The following is a 15,336-nucleotide window of genomic DNA, read 5'->3' as shown; positions in this document are numbered from 1 at the left end:
TCGGGCACGGATTCCGTTCGGAAGATCGCCGGAAGCAATCGACAAACGGAAAACCGTTGGCCCGTCGCAAGTGATTGTTATCCCTTGGAATTACAGGTTCCCCGGGCTCTTTGATTCAGGCAATGCGCAGATGATCATCAACTTGCCTCACCCCCGGTACTGACCAGGCGGCACGTTCGGCGATCTGACGCTCACGCCACAAGTGAACCTTGCCTTCAAGCTTCACCACGTCGCCTTCCACCTTGATGTGAATTCCCTTGGCATCGACTTCGGCATTGCGTTTGAGGGCTTCTTCGATACGACGCTGGATATCGTCCACGTTCACTTGCGGACGAAGGACGAGCCGATTGTCCACGCCTACCACTCCCGACAGCTTGCGCACGGCCATCTCGGCGGTTTCTTTCTGGTACTGCCAGTCCACTTCGCCTTCAAGGGTGATCCACCCTTTCTGCACAATGACCTTGATGTCCTGCTCGGGAATGTCGGAGCTCCAGGTGAGGATATTCAAGGCGCGGGAGGCAATGGCATCGTCCGCCGTGCCGGCGCCTTTCATCGGCCTGACCTGAATTTCTTCGGCCACGGCGCGTACCCCTTTTATGCTTTTTACCGCGCGTTCCGCGCTGACTTTTTGCGCGTAGCTCTTAACGTGCCCGGTGAGCGTGACGACGCCATTGTCCACGGTCACACCGATGTTGGCGGCATCGATCTCAGGCTGGAATTCAAGCTCATCCATAATGCTCTGACGCAGACTCAAGTCGTTCATGGTGATGTCCTTTGTCTGAAAGGTTGGTAGGCCAGGTGCGAAACAGCCCTCTACAGTTCCTCAGGTGAAACCACCCAGACACTGCACGGCATTTTGTACAGCAGATGCTCCACCGTGCTGCCCACCAGTCGACCCACGCCCCGGTGGCCGACCCGGCCCATGACAAGCACGTCGATGTCGTAGGCATCGGCGTATTGGGTAAGAACCTTGGTCGGGTTGCCCATGATCATGTGCTGTTGCTCTGGCGCAATACCATTGCGCTCAGCCAGTTCACGGAAGGCATCGGCCTGAGCATCAAACAGTGTCTTGGCCTTGCCTGGGGCAAACAGCGCTGAGCTACTGTCGAAATCGAACTCGTCCGCACTGAGGGATGAAAGGTCGTGGGCGTAGATCACGTCGAGCTGAGCGTTACAGGTGCTGGCCAGTTTTGAGGCTTCGCGCAAAATCCTGTCGTTGAAATCCTTGTACTGGGTATTGCTATGGAAGGGATCGACCGCGGCGACGATTTTGCGCGGCAGCGCGTGCTTCACGTGGCTGACAAAATGCAGCGGTACCGGGCATTCGCGCAGCAAATGGATATCCAGGGGCGTGAACATGATCCGTGACAGCAGCGACTCGTATTCCAGTGCCTTGATCAGTACCGCCATCGGCTGTTCTTTGAGATGAATGAGGATTTCCTGCAAAGGTCGTTCAACCCAGATCACCTCCGTGGTGACGGGCACCCCGATTTTACGCAAGGGGCGGGCCTGTTCTTCGAGCCATTGCCGATGGCGCTCGACATACCCCAGCCGCATCTCCTCCAGCGCTTGTTCGTTGACCATGCTCGCCGTTGCCAGGCCTTGCAGGTAATCGAAGGCGACGATATGCAGGGCCGCGCCCGAGGCCTTGGCCAACGCAGCGGCGCGGTCGAACGCGGGGCTGTTTTCCATGAGGGGCGAGACGACCAGCATGAAGCGTGATTGCTCAGACATGACCAAACTCCCGTCAATAATCGTAGATATTCCTGTACTCACTGGCACCCCTGCGTTTGGGCAGCGGTCCTCTGGCTTTTATCCTGCCGCTGACCGGGGGGCAGGGATTGATCTTTATCAATCTGGCGAGTGATCCAGCTTGTAGCCCGACGTGTGGCGGGGGGCGCCACGTCCATCTATAAAACATTGACCACTATCAATCTCTCCTGCGTCATGCCGGTGCAGTCTTGGGGTTGTGGCTTACCCGGACAGGAATCACATGAACGAAACCTTGGGCCTGGCAGGGGCGGCAGCTGCGCTGGGGATCGGCATGCTCGTCGGCCTTGAACGTGAACGGCACAAGGGGCGTGGGGACAGTCGCGCCTGTGCCGGATTGCGTACGTTCGCGATCACCGCGTTGCTGGGTTATGTGGCGATGCAAATCGGTGGTGGTTTGCTGGTGGGCATCATGGCGGTTTCGGTGGCCTTGCTGGTCACTGTGGCTTACTGGCGAAGCCTGGGCACTGACCCTGGTGTCACCAGTGAAGTGGCGTTATTCATGGTATTGGCACTGGGGGCGTTGTGTAACAGCGCGCCCGAACTGGCCATCGCCATCGGCGTGGTGGTGGCGGGGCTGCTGACGTATCGCCAGAAACTGCATCATTTTGCGCGCAGCCAATTGACTGAAAGGGAGATGCGCGACGGTCTGGTGCTGTTGGTCGCTGCCCTGGTGGTGTTGCCATTGGCGCCGGATCGCTTTATCGGCCCCTATGCCGCCATCAATCTGCGCACCATTTGCACCCTGACGGTGTTGCTGATGGCCGTCGGGGCGGTCGGGCATATGGCCGTTCGTACCCTGGGTGCCCGTTACGGCTATGTGGTCAGCGCCATCGCCTCCGGGTTTGCTTCCAGCATCGCGACCATCGCCGCGATGGGGCACCTTGTCGCCAAGGAGCCAGGCAACATCAAAGTCTTGAGTGCGGCAGCGATGCTGTCCAACCTGGCGACCATCATTCAGGTCGGCCTGATCCTGGGGGCGGTCGACATCGGTCTATTGCGCTACATGTGGGGGCCGCTGTTGTTGGGTGCCGCCGCCACGGCGCTGTATGGCTTGAGCCTGATGTTGCCCAAACCTGCGAGTGGCGACAATCAGCCGGTCAAGGTCGGCGGTGCGTTCAACCTCAAGCTGGCGTTGGTCATCGCACTGACCATGACCGGCGTTACCTTTGTGTCTTCGATGGTGCTCAATCACTTTGGCGAAGTGGGCGTGATGGTCACGACGACGCTCACCGGTTTCGCCGATGCCCATTCTTCGACGGCGTCCATTGGCGCCCTGGCCAAGGCCGGACTGTTGCCGTTCGACGCCATTGCCGGGCCCACGCTGGTTGCCATCAGCAGTAACTCCCTGAGCAAATGCCTGGTGGCCTGGGTCAGCGGTGGGCGACGGTTCGCCGCGTATGTCATTCCCGGCCAGGTCTTGCTGACGTTGGCGATGTGGGTGGGCATGTTGCTGCATTAACGGGCATCCGAGCGCTGTAGCTGACAAAGATCAAGTCGCCCGAATCTGCCGCGATCACTCTAGGGTTCTACTCATTGCATCGAGATGGCCGCGTGCCGAGGTGTCCCATGTCGCAGACTCAGCGTTTACTGTTGATCGCCCCCCATTCCATGACCTGTACTCCGGCGTTCGACCGGGCCGCCGCGCTGGCCCGCGCGATGCAATCGCCGCTGCACATCGTGGCATTCGATTACTTGCAGGCCTTGGCCGTCGCCGGCCTGTTCGCCCCCGAGCAAATTGCCCAGGCCCGGGAAGGCTATTTGCAAACCCATCGGCAATGGCTTGCCGAGCAAGCCCATTTGATAAGCAAGCACGGCGTCGAGGTCACCAGCGAGGTGGTGTGGGTACAGCACCCTTACGAGGAAATCCTGCAATTCGTCAACGAGATGTCGCTGAGTCTGATCATCAAGGACGCCCAGGAAGAGTCGGCGTTGAAACGGGTGTTTTTCACTCCGCTGGATTGGCAGTTGTTGCGCGATTGCCCGGTGCCGGTGCATCTGGTGACCAACGCCCGGAACGCGCGGCCACGTAACGTGCTGGCCATCGTCGATGTGCTGCGCAGCGAAGAGCAGGACCTGGTGTTCAATGACCAGATCATCGACGCCGCCACCAAGCTGGCTGAACAGTGTGAGGCGCAGATCGAGTTGGTGCATGCGTATGACTGGACAGCCGTGTATGCCCTGGACATGGGCGTTGGCGCACTCCCGTTGGCCTCCGGTCTTTACGAAGCCATGGGCACGGCGCAACACCAGGCGTTCACGGCGCTGGCCGAGCGTCACGGCGTGCCGTCGCAGCGTCGGCACTTCATCGAAGGTGCGCCAGTGCCGAGTATTTGCAAGTTCGTCGAGGACCATCACACCGATGTCATTGTGATGGGGACGGTGCAGCACTCGGGGTTGAACAAGCTATTGGGGACCACTGCCGAACAGCTCTTGCACCGGGCCCCTTGCAGTGTGCTGGCGATCAAACCCGACAGGTCGTTGTAACCCTGAACGTAGACTTGCCCCACGGCGGACCGTTGGCCGGTACGTCGTGGGGCAATCGGCTTTTATGACATGTACAGACGATGGATGACCTGACGACTGTCGTTAGGGTCATTGTGCCGCTCGAAACCCATGGCTTTGGCCAGGTCGCGCATGGGGGTATTGCTTGCAGCATCGATCGAATACATCTGATTAAAGCCGTTTCTGCGGGCGGCCTTGATCAGATGCTCCATCAAGGCGGTGCCGAGGCCCAGATGCTGCCATTCATCGGCGACCGTCACCGCGCATTCACACTCATGTTCCGACGTGGCGGCGTAGCGGCTGATGCCGATTTCGATCAATTTGCCGTTTTCGTGAACCAGCGCAATGTAAGCCATGCGCTGTTTGTTATCGGTGTCCATCAACTGATCGAGCATGGCGGCGCCGGGCTCGTTGATCTGCGCGAGAAAACGCATGTGTCGGGACTCGGGCGACAGGCGCTTGATGAAGGCGTATTCAAGTTCGCGGTCCTTTTCCAGCAGTGGCCGGATCAGCACATGGCGGCCGTCCCTGAGCGCTTCGATCCAGTATTTTCCGGGGACTGCGGCATAGGCGGCCGCGGCCCGATCATTGTGGTCTTTGACAGTGAGCATGGATGGTCCTCCATCTTGTTTGAAAGGTCGGTGCGTATTCACCCATCACGCGGTTGATTCCTTTCTACGCCACTGGCAGCCCTTGAATCTGATCTGGATCAGACACCTGTCACGAGGGCGTTCATTTGCGGGTATTTGATGTAAATCAACCTCGGGGAGGGGGCAACGAGCGCAGTCTTGGCCCATGCCGGCGGGTAAGGGACCGGTTTCGAGCGGAGGTGTGAGATGGGGCAATATCAACGTTTGTTACTGATCGCCGACCGGACCCTGCATCAGTCTCCTGCCTTGCTCCGGGCTGTCGCGCTGGCCAAGGCGAGCGGGGCCGCGCTGGATGTGCGGGCCTTTGTCGATCCGGCACCGATTGTTCATTTATGGGAAGAAAAAATCGACGAGGCGGGGTATCAGCGCTATCTGCGCCACTGTCATCGTTGGGTGGCTGACGAGGTCGAGCGGCTCAGCGGGCAGGGCGTGGACGTGACGGTTGAAGCGGTCTTCACCACCCATCCGTTGCTGGACATTTTGAAGGCAGTCGAAGACCTCAAGCCCGACCTGCTGATCAAGGATGTCACCCTGGAACCGGCGCTCAAACGGGTGTTCATCACTCCGCTCGATTGCCATCTACTGCGCGAATGCACGATCCCCGTGCACCTGGTCAATCAGGTCCGTTACGGGTTGCCGCACCGGGTCGTGGCCGCCGTGGACCCGTTCGATCCGGCGACGCAAATCAGTGGATTGAACGACACCATCATCCAGACGGCCAACGCGCTGGCGCTGCAATGCGACGCACCACTGCACCTGCTGTACGCCTACGACTTGTCGCCGGCGTTCAATGGCGATGCACCGTTGATCGCCGGTGGCTGGGGCATGGACTTCGTCGAGGAGCTGCGCGAATCCCTGCACCGGGCGTTTATTACCCTGGCGGATCGCTACGGTGTTCCTCCCGAGCGTCGGCACTTTGTCATGGGCCTGCCGGTGCCGGTCATCAGTGAGTTTGTCGAGCAATACCTGGCGGATGTGGTGGTGATGGGCACGGTGCATCGCGTGGGGATCGACCGGTTGATCGGCAGCAACACCGAGCGGGCTTTGTACTCGGTGCCGGGCAGCATTCTGGCGGTCAGGCAGCCGGGTTCGAGCGTCGCGCGGTAAGCCGATCGCTGGCCGGCCATTAGTTGATAAAAATCAGAGCCTCATGGCGAGAGCCCCTCGATACTTGAGCCACAACCTGAAGCTATCCAGATGAGGTGGGTGAGGGTGAAAATTCAACGTTTGCTACTGATTGCCCCGACCGAAATGATCCGCACCCCGGCGTTCGATCGGGCGCGGGCCCTGGCCTGTACAACCGGTGCGATGCTGCACATTGTCGCTTTCGATTATGTCCAGGCGCTGGCGGCGGCCGGCCTGTTTGACCACGACGCCATGGCTCAGGCGCGGGAGGGTTACTTGCAGGTACATCGTCACTGGCTGGAGCAGCAAGCCCGGTTTCAACGATGCGAAGGCGTGCAAGTGACCACTGAAGTGGTGTGGGCCAGACCGACCCTGGCGCATCTGCTGGAGTACGTGAATGACTTCCATGCGGACCTGGTGATCAAGGACACGCACCGCGTATCGGCCCTCGATCGCGCTTTCCATCGGCCTCTGGACTGGCAGTTGCTGCGCGACTGTCCAGCGCCCTTGCACTTGGTCATCGATGCCACAAATCCCAAGCCGTTGAGCATACTTGCGACCATCGATTTGTCCCATCTGGAGGAGCTGACCCAAGGGCTCAATGACCGGATTCTCGACTTGGCCTCGAGCCTGGCCGAACCCTGCGGCGCCACCTTGCACCTGCTCAATGTCAGCGGCTGGTCGGAGCTGGGGGAGGCTGAAGTGAACGTGCCGACCGCGACGCTGGCTAGCAGTTTGAGAGACGCGGTCAGCGATGCTCAGCTGGAGGCCTTTGAGGCGCTTGCCGACCGCTACGGCATCGAGAAACAACAGCGCCATTTGCTGCCCGGTACTCCCGCCGAGGTGATTGCCCGTTTCGCACAACAAGGTGCCTTCGACATGGTGGTGTTGGGAACGACCTACCATCGCGGGATCGATATATTCATCGGCAGCACGGCCGAAAGTGTGTTGAACCGGTCACCTTGCAGCCTGACGATCGTCAAGCCCCGGCTAGACTGAAAAGATTAACCCGTGTGGCCCCGGTTGATAAAAATCAACTGCCCATGGGCGTAAAGGAGCGATCAATAGCGCTCCATGAATGCGCAAGGAAACGGCCATGCGAATGACATTTCTCGGTGCTGCGGGCACGGTCACGGGTAGCAAGTATTTGCTGGAACATCGCGACCAGCATGTGCTGATCGATTGCGGTCTGTTCCAGGGCTATAAACAACTGCGCTTGCACAACTGGGACCCGTTCCAGTTGCCGGTTCGCGACCTCGAAGCCATTGTGCTGACCCACGCTCATCTGGATCACAGCGGCTACCTGCCGGTGTTGGTGCGCAACGGTTATCGCGGCCCGGTGTATGCGACGCCAGCCACCTGTGAACTGGTGAAAATCCTGCTGTGCGACAGCGGCCGCTTGCAGGAAGAAGAGGCCGAGTTCGCCAATCGCCATGGCTTCTCCAAACACTCTCCGGCCTTGCCGCTTTACACCGAGCAAGACGCCGAGCGGGCATTGAAATTGCTGCGGCCGGTGCAGTTGCACCACCGGGTCGACATTGTCCCGGGGATGAGCATTCTGTTGCGCGGTGCCGGGCATATTCTGGGCGCAGCGACCGTGGAAGTCGTCGCCGATGGCATGACCCTGGTGTTCTCCGGGGATCTGGGGCGGCCGAACGATCCATTGATGTTTGCCCCGGAGACGATCGAGCAGGCCGATTATCTGCTGGTGGAGTCGACCTATGGTGACCGTCGGCATCCCGACGAGCCCCCGGAGGATCAACTGGCCGAGGTCATCACCCGTACCGCGCTGCGCCATGGCATCACGCTGGTGCCATCGTTCGCGGTCGGTCGCGCGCAGTTGCTGATGTATCACCTGTATCGCTTGCAACAAAAACGCGCGATTCCCGACCTGCCGATCTACCTCAACAGCCCCATGGCCACCGACGTCACGCGCTTGTACCAGCGCTTTCGCAGTGAACACCGGTTGTCCCTGGAAGAGTGCGAAGGCATGTGCCGTGTCACGCGTTTTGTGCGCTCCACCAGAGATTCCATCGAGCTGGACCAGCAGCGCACACCGGCGGTGATCATCGCCGCCAGCGGCATGGCCACTGGCGGGCGGGTGCTGCACCACCTCAAGGCGCTGGCGCCCAACCCGCTCAATACGCTGCTGGTGCCGGGCTTTCAGGCGGGCGGCACCCGCGGCGCGCAGATCATCGCAGGCGCCCCGTCAGTACGTATTCACGGCAAAGACGTGCCGATCCGCGCCGAAGTGGTGCCGATGGAAACCCTGTCCGCACACGCCGACTGCGATGAAATCATGCTGTGGTTGCGCGGCTTCAAGCGGCCGCCGAAACACACCTATGTGGTACATGGCGAACCCAATGCCTCGGATGTATTGCGCCGGCGAATCAGCCTGGAGCTGGGCTGGTCGGTCTCGGTGCCGGAGTACCGCGACAGCGTGGAGCTGACGGGGCCTCTTTAGTGCTCTGGCCACTACAGAAAAGGGCCTCTAAAAAAAAGCTCCTGGCCGATTTGTTTCGCCACGCGAGCCGTCTATTTCGAGAACTTTCGTGCCCCGGCCACGCAAAGAATCACCGCCACGGTCACCCCCAGCATGGCAAGGCTGACCTGCTCATGCAGCAACGTGGCAGCCAGTGCCAGGCCAAAAAACGGCTGCAGCAACTGAAGCTGGCCGACGGCGGCAATCCCGCCCTGAGCCAGCCCGCGGTACCAGAACACAAAGCCAATCAACATGCTGAACAGCGACACGTAAGCCAGGCTCAACCACGCAGGCGGGGTAATTGCCGAGAGCGAAGGCGGGGCCAGCAACCAGGTCAACGGCGCCATGACGGGCAGCGACAGCACCAGCGCCCAGGAAATCACCTGCCAGCCTCCCAGAGTCTTGGAAAGCTTCGCACCTTCGGCATAGCCCAACCCGCACGCCAGGATCGCCAGCAACATCAGAATGTCCCCCGCAGGAGAGGCCGTCAGGCCTTGGGAGACGGCAAACCCCACCACCAGCAGGCTGCCCAGCACCGAGAAGAACCAGAACACCGGCCGGGGCCGCTCGCCGCCGCGCCAGACCCCGAACGCTGCGGTGGCGAGCGGCAACAGGCCAACGAAGACGATGGAGTGCGCAGACGTTACATATTGCAGCGCCAGTGCGGTCAACAGCGGAAACCCTAATACAACGCCCAGGGCCACGATGGCCAGGGAGAACAGTTGATGCCTGGCCGGGCGTTTTTCCTTGAACAGCAACAGCAAGCACAGCGCCACAATGGCAGCGATACTGGCCCGGGCGACGGTGAGGAAAACCGGGTCGAACTGCATAACGGCCACCCGTGTCGCCGGCAGCGAGCCGCTGAAGATGAGCACGCCGATGAACCCGTTGAGCCATCCGCTCGCGGTCGTTTCCGTGGTGTGCTGTTGCAGGTTCGATGTGCGTTCCATTGAGGATCCCCTTCATGCCAGGTTGCATGGAGGCATCGTATGGACGAAACTCAATACAATCAAAATATTGTCATGGATACATCTGCTCATGCCTCGTTCCCGCTACAAATCACTGGTGGATACGTTTGCCGCGGATATTCGTTCAGGGCGCCTGTTGCCGGGCACACGCTTGCCGACTCACCGTCAGTTGGCGACCACGGAAGGCCTGGCCCTGGTGACGGCTAGCCGGGTCTATGCGGAGCTGGAAGCCATGGGCCTGGTCAGCGGGGAGACGGGGCGGGGGACATTCGTCAGGGAAACCTCGTGGTCGCCCAACCAGGCTATCGATCAACACAGCGTTGCCGCCGGCATGACCGACCTGAACTTCAACTATCCAGCGCTTCCCGGGCAGGCCGAATTGTTGCGCAATGCCCTGCGCCAACTCGCCTCGGCCGGTGATCTGGAAGCGTTGCTGCGCTACCAGCCACACGCCGGGCGACCCCATGAGCGCGCCGCTGTAGCGCGCCATCTGCGCGTTCGAGGGCTGACGGTCGAGGCTGAGCAAGTGCTGATCGTCACCGGCGCCCAGCAAGGGCTGGCGGTGACGATGATGGCGCTGTTGCAACCTGGTGACGTGATTGCCGCGGACGCGTTGACCTACCCGGGGTTCAAGGCCCTGGCCGACACGCTGCACCTTGAAATCGTGCCCATTCCGGTGCTCGATCACGGGCCGGATCTGCAAGCGCTGGAAAGCCTGTGCCGGCATCGACGCGTGCGGGCTGTGTACACGATGCCGACCCTGCACAATCCGCTGGGCTGGGTGATGAGTGCCGAGCAACGGGAACACCTGGTGACGATTGCGCGCCAGTATGGGCTGCTGATCATTGAAGACGCCGCTTACGCCTTTCTCGCAGAGAATCCGCCCGCACCGCTGGCGGTACTCGCCCCCGAGAGGACGATTTATGTGTCCGGGCTGTCCAAAAGCGTGGCCACCGGACTGCGCGTCGGCTTCGTCGCCGCCCCCCTGCAGAACGTGCCCGCGCTGGAGCGCACAATCAAAGCGACCACCTGGAATACCCCGGGTGTGATGACGGCGATTGCCACCACCTGGCTTGACGACGGCACCGTCATGCAACTGGAAGCCGAAAAGCGCCGGGACGCGCAGGCCAGGCAAATCGTGGCCGGCGAGGTACTGGGGGGGCTGCGCTGTATTCGCCATCCGTCGTCGTATTTTCTTTGGCTGCCATTGTCGGAAGACGCACGGGCCGACCAGATCGCCATGGCGCTGACGCGGGAAAACGTCTCGGTTTCAACCGCCGAACCCTTTGCCACATCGGCCAACGTTCCACATGCGTTTCGCCTGGCGCTGGGCTCCGTGGAGATGGGGGCGCTTAGGGAGGCGCTGGAGAAAGTGAAGTGGGTGGTGGGGGCTTATACATAGTCAGCCTCTACAGACGAAGTCTTAAGTTGTGATGCGCTCCGTAGCAGCTGGCGAAGCCTGCGTTCGGCTGCGCAGCAGTCGTAAACCCTGAATGCACAGTGTGCCTGACGGACCGCAGTGCCTGATTTTACGACTGCTGCGCAGCCGAACGCAGCCTCGCGAGCTCGGCAGCTGCTACGGAGCGTAGTTTGGCTGGAATAACCTCCGAATATTTGCTTAAGTCCAGCTATCGCAGCCACACGGGTGCAGCACTTCAATCCCTGAAGGGTATTCCACCCGGAGAATTCCATGCCTCTTCGATTCCCGCGTTTAGCCGCATTGCTCGCCATCCTCACGATCGGCGTCTTGCCCTGTGCCCAAGCCGTTGAATACACCCGGGTCAACACCACCGCCAGCAAGATCTCCTTCACCTATAACCAATTCGGTTCGAGGGTGTACGGCACCTTCGGCAAATTCGACGCCACGCTCGATTTCGACACGGCAAACCCCACCGCGGCCCACGCCAGGCTGACCATTGACCTAGCCAGCATCGACGCCGGCAGCAGCGATGCCAATGCCGAACTGCAAAAGCCTGCCTGGTTCAACACGGCGGACTATCCGGTGGCGACCTTTGAATCGACCCGGGTGAAAGCGCTGGGCAATCAACGCTATCTGATCACCGGCAAACTTAACCTCAGGGGCATGACGCGTGAGCTGCAGGTAAAGGTGCTGTTGAAGCCGGAGCAGGCCATCGGGATTTTCGATGGCAATATCATTCTCAAACGCAGCGACTTCAAGATCGGGGAGGGGGAGTGGGCCGATACGGTGGTCTCCAACGACATCGACATCCGCTTCCGCATCGTCGCGCCGCAGCGTTGATTTTCCTGCGAGGGGCTCGATCTGTGACAATGGCGGGGCTGATGCTCAGTAAGCCTTAACCCGGAGTCAGAAACGCAATGCCCCAGCTCACCCACTTTGCCACTCCATGCCCGGAGCCCATCAACAGCCAGATTCTGCAGATGGTCGTCGACAACCTGACCGACATCAGCATGGTAGGCATCGCGCCGAGCAACCCGTTGTACAACGTCTATCAATACGCAGTGGGCTATGAGGTTCATCTGTACCTGGAAGCGCTCGGCGGCGCCAAAGGCATTGCGGTCGAATTGATCGTCGCCATGGATGACGAAGATCCCGAGAAGGTCATCGGGTTTTTGCTGTACCTGCCGGTCAAGGACGATCCCGAGGCCTGCGGCGTGGCGTACATGGCGGTGCAGGCCAGTCAACGGCGACAGGGTGTTGCGCGGGCGATGCTGCAAGACATGCTCGGTCGCTACCCGCATGCCGAGTTGACGTGCACCGTCGCCAAGGTGCCCTGGTTCGAGTCGATGGGCTTTCAAGTGCTGGGCGTGCGCGGCACTCAGGTGCTGATGAACACCCGGGATCACGCCACTGAGGGCCTGATGGGCCTGTTGGATGTCACCTCGATCTACAGTTCTTTGGAGGTGCGGCAGATACATACGTATCTGCTGCAAAAACACGGCAAGCGGGCAATGATCGATGCAGAGAAGCAACGCGACCGGCATCTCGACCAAATGACGCGCAACGCCAAGGCGTTTGTGCTGGATCGTTTGAGCAAAAACGCCGAGCGCGGGCCTCGTCCCGTCTAGACTGTCGAGTCCTTTCGGGCGCGCAGGCTGGCCGAGGCGTGATATTCTGTCGCATTAACTTGGTTTGACTTATTCGGTTCGTACGTCCACAGACGTGCGACAGAATCAATGTCGCTCAAGTAGCTGAGCCAATAATGATAAGAAGTCAGTGCACGAGGGACATATAACTGAGGTCGATGGAGACACGTCGGCCTTGTGTGCCCACCTTCAAATCTTTCTGAATGCAGAAACCCGCGGCACGCTGCCTGCGTACCCGTGAACCTGGGTTGCTCATGAATGAGGGTTGGAGGCGGATGGCGTTTATCATAGGTGCTACAAATGTTTAAGAAACTGAACACAGCCCTGCTGGGGCTGGCTTTGTCGATGGGGATCACGTCCGCTTACGCGGAGGCAAAGAAAGTCGATGTGCTGCTCATTGGCGGCGGCATCATGAGTGCAACGCTGGGTGTATGGCTCAATGAGCTGGAACCCGACTTGTCGATGGAAATGGTCGAGCGCCTCGACGGCGTCGCCCAGGAAAGCTCCAACGGCTGGAACAACGCCGGTACTGGTCACTCCGCTCTGGCCGAGCTGAACTACACCCCGGAAGACGACAAGGGCAACGTCCAGATCGCGAAAGCCGTTGAAATCAACGAAGCCTTCCAGATCTCCCGTCAGTTCTGGGCCTGGCAGGTTCAGCAAGGCGTACTGAAGAACCCGCGTTCGTTCATCAACTCCACTCCGCACATGAGCTTTGTGTGGGGCGATGACAACATCAAGTTCCTGAAGAAGCGCTACGAAGCCCTGCAAGCCAGCCCGCTGTTCGCCGGCATGCAGTACTCCGAAGACCCGGCTGTGATCAAGAAGTGGGTTCCGCTGATGATGGAAGGGCGTGACCCGAACCAGAAAGTCGCGGCCACCTGGAGCCCGATCGGCACCGACATGAACTTTGGCGAGATCACCCGCCAGTTCGTTGCGCACCTGCAAACCACACCGAAATTCGACTTGAAGTTGTCTAGCGAAGTGCAGGACATCACCAAGAACGCAGACGGCAGCTGGCGCGTCAGCTACAAAAACCTGAAAGACGGCACCAAAACCGAAACCGACGCCAAGTTCGTGTTCATCGGCGCGGGCGGCGGTGCACTGCACCTGCTGCAGAAGTCCGGCATTCCTGAAGCCCAGGAATACGCAGGCTTCCCGGTTGGCGGCTCGTTCCTGGTCACCGATAACCCGACCATCGCCGAACAACACCTGGCCAAGGCCTACGGCAAAGCCTCCGTTGGCGCACCGCCAATGTCGGTTCCGCATCTGGACACCCGTGTCCTGGACGGCAAGCGCGTCATCCTGTTTGGCCCATTCGCGACCTTCAGCACCAAGTTCCTCAAAGAAGGCTCGTACCTGGACCTGCTGACCACCACTACCACACACAACGTGTGGCCAATGACCCGCGTCGGCATCAAGGAATACCCACTGGTCGAGTACCTCGCAGGCCAACTGATGCTGTCTGACGAAGACCGCCTCAACGCCCTGAAAGAATACTTCCCGAACGCCAAAGCCGAAGACTGGCGCCTGTGGCAAGCCGGCCAGCGCGTGCAAATCATCAAGCGTGATGAAGCCGCCGGTGGCGTGCTGAAGCTGGGTACCGAAATCGTTGCTTCCGCTGACGGCACCATCGCCGGCCTGCTGGGCGCATCGCCAGGCGCATCGACTGCCGCACCGATCATGCTGACCGTGCTGCAGAAAGTGTTCAAGGACAAGGTTGCTACCCCAGCCTGGCAGGAAAAACTGCACCAGATCGTGCCTAGCTATGGCACTCAGCTGAACAACAGCCCTGAGAAAGTGGCTCAAGAGTGGGCTTACACCGCCAAGGTGCTCGAGCTGACTCCGCCGCCGGTGATTGGTCAGGCAGCGGCTCCCGCTGCTCCGGCTGAGAAGCCTAAGGCTGTGAAAGAGAATGCTGCGACGGATATGGCTCTGTAACTAGAGGCCCTGTCAAAAGCCCACTGAACCGTTGACGGTCAGTGGGCTTTTTTGTGTCTGGGAAGATATCGCCGATACAAAACGACACCCATGAAAACCGAAAGCAACCCAACCCCCGCATTACCCAAAAGCCAAATTGCAAAATTCCGACTTTGGTCTGCCTCACTCTCGTAGAACGGCCCAAAGTAGCCAGACACTGCCACGAATATCAAATTAAACGCCCCAACGGCCAGGGCAACAACAAGGATGACGAACAATGCCCCTTTGACAATTTTCATATGACCTTCCAAAACCATATTTCCTTCGACTCGTGGTAGTCGGAGAAGCTGCCCTCAATGGAAAACCCCAACTGAATACGAGGGTAGCTCATCCAGTCCGTTAATCTACGCCCGTTCCATAGATCGATATGATCGCCGCTGCGATTGCCGAAGGTCTCGTTTCCTCGGCGCCAGAAATCCTTGAAGAAAATGATGCCTTGTTGCCCTTCAAGATCATCTTCGAAGTCCTTCGGCTTTATCTTTTTGATGGCGTGCAGCCCGGGTATTTTGGCTTGGCTTAACGCCTGCGCGATCTCTTCTGCTGCCAATACATGCCCTTCGCTCTTGGGGTGCTGCCAACAGTGGCGGACATCCTTGAGCTTGCCGAGATCAGCACCTGCCCGGCGTAGTGCCACACCGAGGTTGATAGCACACTGATCACTGAAGTTTTTGGCGCCGTTGGTTCTGCACGGAGCTGCGTCTCCAAATATTTCTGGGTGGTTTTTCCATAACGTGTCGAATGTGAGCACCCTTCCTTCTCCCTGTGGCCCTTTAATCCTGACGGCTAGCCT

15 protein-coding genes are annotated in these 15,336 nt (G+C 59.6%); 9 read left to right on the top strand and 6 right to left on the bottom strand.

All coding sequences use genetic code 11. The features are described from left to right. Positions 1–115: 115 nt before the first annotated feature. Both JUI81_RS12375 and JUI81_RS12370 read right to left on the bottom strand, forming a co-directional pair. Positions 116–763, bottom strand: a complete 648-nt coding sequence (locus JUI81_RS12375) for a BON domain-containing protein (RefSeq protein ID WP_204124346.1) — start codon at positions 761–763, stop codon at positions 116–118. A 50-nt stretch (positions 764–813) separates the two neighbouring features. Further along, positions 814–1,734, bottom strand: coding sequence for a universal stress protein (locus tag JUI81_RS12370; RefSeq protein WP_192351362.1), 921 nt, complete (start codon positions 1,732–1,734; stop codon positions 814–816). Positions 1,735–1,993: 259 nt separating this feature from the next. Between JUI81_RS12370 and JUI81_RS12365 the strand changes: the two genes are divergently transcribed. Further along, positions 1,994–3,232: a DUF4010 domain-containing protein gene (locus tag JUI81_RS12365; RefSeq protein WP_204124345.1), complete on the top strand. Its 1,239-nt coding sequence runs from the start codon at positions 1,994–1,996 to the stop codon at positions 3,230–3,232. 107 nt (positions 3,233–3,339) lie between these two features. After that, entirely contained in the window at positions 3,340–4,257 is a 918-nt protein-coding gene (locus tag JUI81_RS12360) for a universal stress protein (protein ID WP_028939721.1), read from the top strand. 62 nt (positions 4,258–4,319) lie between these two features. Here the strand turns inward: JUI81_RS12360 and JUI81_RS12355 are convergent, their stop codons facing one another. Continuing rightward, complete coding sequence (locus JUI81_RS12355; protein WP_204124344.1) at positions 4,320–4,886, bottom strand: GNAT family N-acetyltransferase; 567 nt, start codon at positions 4,884–4,886, stop codon at positions 4,320–4,322. A gap of 225 nt (positions 4,887–5,111) precedes the next feature. Here JUI81_RS12355 and JUI81_RS12350 point away from each other — a divergent pair, with 225 nt between their 5' ends. The 3 genes from JUI81_RS12350 (at position 5,112) to JUI81_RS12340 (ending at position 8,514) form a co-directional block, all read left to right on the top strand. Further along, positions 5,112–6,032, top strand: a complete 921-nt coding sequence (locus JUI81_RS12350; protein WP_096480723.1) for a universal stress protein — start codon at positions 5,112–5,114, stop codon at positions 6,030–6,032. 105 nt (positions 6,033–6,137) lie between these two features. Beyond that, positions 6,138–7,049, top strand: coding sequence for a universal stress protein (locus JUI81_RS12345; RefSeq protein WP_204124343.1), 912 nt, complete (start codon positions 6,138–6,140; stop codon positions 7,047–7,049). A 97-nt stretch (positions 7,050–7,146) separates the two neighbouring features. Further along, positions 7,147–8,514, top strand: a complete 1,368-nt coding sequence (locus tag JUI81_RS12340; protein WP_230172797.1) for an MBL fold metallo-hydrolase RNA specificity domain-containing protein — start codon at positions 7,147–7,149, stop codon at positions 8,512–8,514. Positions 8,515–8,585: 71 nt separating this feature from the next. Here the strand turns inward: JUI81_RS12340 and JUI81_RS12335 are convergent, their stop codons facing one another. Then, a complete protein-coding gene (locus JUI81_RS12335) occupies positions 8,586–9,482 on the bottom strand; it encodes a DMT family transporter (RefSeq protein ID WP_204124342.1) in 897 nt (298 codons plus the stop codon). An 88-nt stretch (positions 9,483–9,570) separates the two neighbouring features. Here JUI81_RS12335 and JUI81_RS12330 point away from each other — a divergent pair, with 88 nt between their 5' ends. The 4 genes from JUI81_RS12330 to mqo all read left to right on the top strand — a co-directional run bounded on the left by JUI81_RS12330 (position 9,571) and on the right by mqo (position 14,507). Continuing rightward, a complete protein-coding gene (locus tag JUI81_RS12330; RefSeq protein ID WP_204124341.1) occupies positions 9,571–10,902 on the top strand; it encodes a PLP-dependent aminotransferase family protein in 1,332 nt (443 codons plus the stop codon). A 288-nt stretch (positions 10,903–11,190) separates the two neighbouring features. Continuing rightward, the gene (locus tag JUI81_RS12325) at positions 11,191–11,760 is read left to right on the top strand and encodes a YceI family protein (RefSeq protein WP_204124340.1); all 570 of its coding nucleotides are present in this window, start codon (positions 11,191–11,193) and stop codon (positions 11,758–11,760) included. A 77-nt stretch (positions 11,761–11,837) separates the two neighbouring features. Further along, positions 11,838–12,548 (top strand): GNAT family N-acetyltransferase, encoded by a 711-nt coding sequence (locus JUI81_RS12320; protein WP_204124339.1) that lies wholly within the window; start codon positions 11,838–11,840, stop codon positions 12,546–12,548. A gap of 318 nt (positions 12,549–12,866) precedes the next feature. After that, positions 12,867–14,507 carry a malate dehydrogenase (quinone) gene (gene mqo, locus JUI81_RS12315; protein ID WP_204124338.1) on the top strand — a complete coding sequence of 547 codons (1,641 nt, stop codon included), beginning with the start codon at positions 12,867–12,869 and terminating at the stop codon, positions 14,505–14,507. Positions 14,508–14,545: 38 nt separating this feature from the next. On the opposite strand, the gene JUI81_RS12310 is transcribed toward mqo, so the two are convergent. Next, the gene (locus tag JUI81_RS12310) at positions 14,546–14,785 is read right to left on the bottom strand and encodes a hypothetical protein (RefSeq protein ID WP_172901202.1); all 240 of its coding nucleotides are present in this window, start codon (positions 14,783–14,785) and stop codon (positions 14,546–14,548) included. Further along, positions 14,782–15,294: a type VI secretion system amidase effector protein Tae4 gene (locus JUI81_RS12305; RefSeq protein WP_019582068.1), complete on the bottom strand. Its 513-nt coding sequence runs from the start codon at positions 15,292–15,294 to the stop codon at positions 14,782–14,784. The genes JUI81_RS12310 and JUI81_RS12305 overlap by 4 nt, the downstream gene beginning before the upstream one ends. Between the last annotated feature and the right edge of the window lie 42 nt (positions 15,295–15,336).

The organism is Pseudomonas sp. 008, assembly GCF_016861935.1.
Lineage (GTDB): Bacteria > Pseudomonadota > Gammaproteobacteria > Pseudomonadales > Pseudomonadaceae > Aquipseudomonas.
This window is presented reverse-complemented; position numbering and strand designations above follow the sequence as displayed.

Excerpts from the sequence above, each read along its gene's own strand:
- JUI81_RS12375 (WP_204124346.1), bottom strand. The coding sequence starts at position 763 with ATGAACGACTTGAGTCTGCGTCAGAGCATTATGGATGAGCTTGAATTC.
- JUI81_RS12370 (WP_192351362.1), bottom strand. The coding sequence starts at position 1,734 with ATGTCTGAGCAATCACGCTTCATGCTGGTCGTCTCGCCCCTCATGGAA.
- JUI81_RS12365 (WP_204124345.1), top strand. The coding sequence starts at position 1,994 with ATGAACGAAACCTTGGGCCTGGCAGGGGCGGCAGCTGCGCTGGGGATC.
- JUI81_RS12360 (WP_028939721.1), top strand. The coding sequence starts at position 3,340 with ATGTCGCAGACTCAGCGTTTACTGTTGATCGCCCCCCATTCCATGACC.
- JUI81_RS12355 (WP_204124344.1), bottom strand. The coding sequence starts at position 4,886 with ATGCTCACTGTCAAAGACCACAATGATCGGGCCGCGGCCGCCTATGCC.
- JUI81_RS12350 (WP_096480723.1), top strand. The coding sequence starts at position 5,112 with ATGGGGCAATATCAACGTTTGTTACTGATCGCCGACCGGACCCTGCAT.
- JUI81_RS12340 (WP_230172797.1), top strand. The coding sequence starts at position 7,147 with ATGCGAATGACATTTCTCGGTGCTGCGGGCACGGTCACGGGTAGCAAG.
- JUI81_RS12335 (WP_204124342.1), bottom strand. The coding sequence starts at position 9,482 with ATGGAACGCACATCGAACCTGCAACAGCACACCACGGAAACGACCGCG.
- JUI81_RS12330 (WP_204124341.1), top strand. The coding sequence starts at position 9,571 with ATGCCTCGTTCCCGCTACAAATCACTGGTGGATACGTTTGCCGCGGAT.
- JUI81_RS12325 (WP_204124340.1), top strand. The coding sequence starts at position 11,191 with ATGCCTCTTCGATTCCCGCGTTTAGCCGCATTGCTCGCCATCCTCACG.
- JUI81_RS12320 (WP_204124339.1), top strand. The coding sequence starts at position 11,838 with ATGCCCCAGCTCACCCACTTTGCCACTCCATGCCCGGAGCCCATCAAC.
- mqo (WP_204124338.1), top strand. The coding sequence starts at position 12,867 with ATGTTTAAGAAACTGAACACAGCCCTGCTGGGGCTGGCTTTGTCGATG.
- JUI81_RS12310 (WP_172901202.1), bottom strand. The coding sequence starts at position 14,785 with ATGAAAATTGTCAAAGGGGCATTGTTCGTCATCCTTGTTGTTGCCCTG.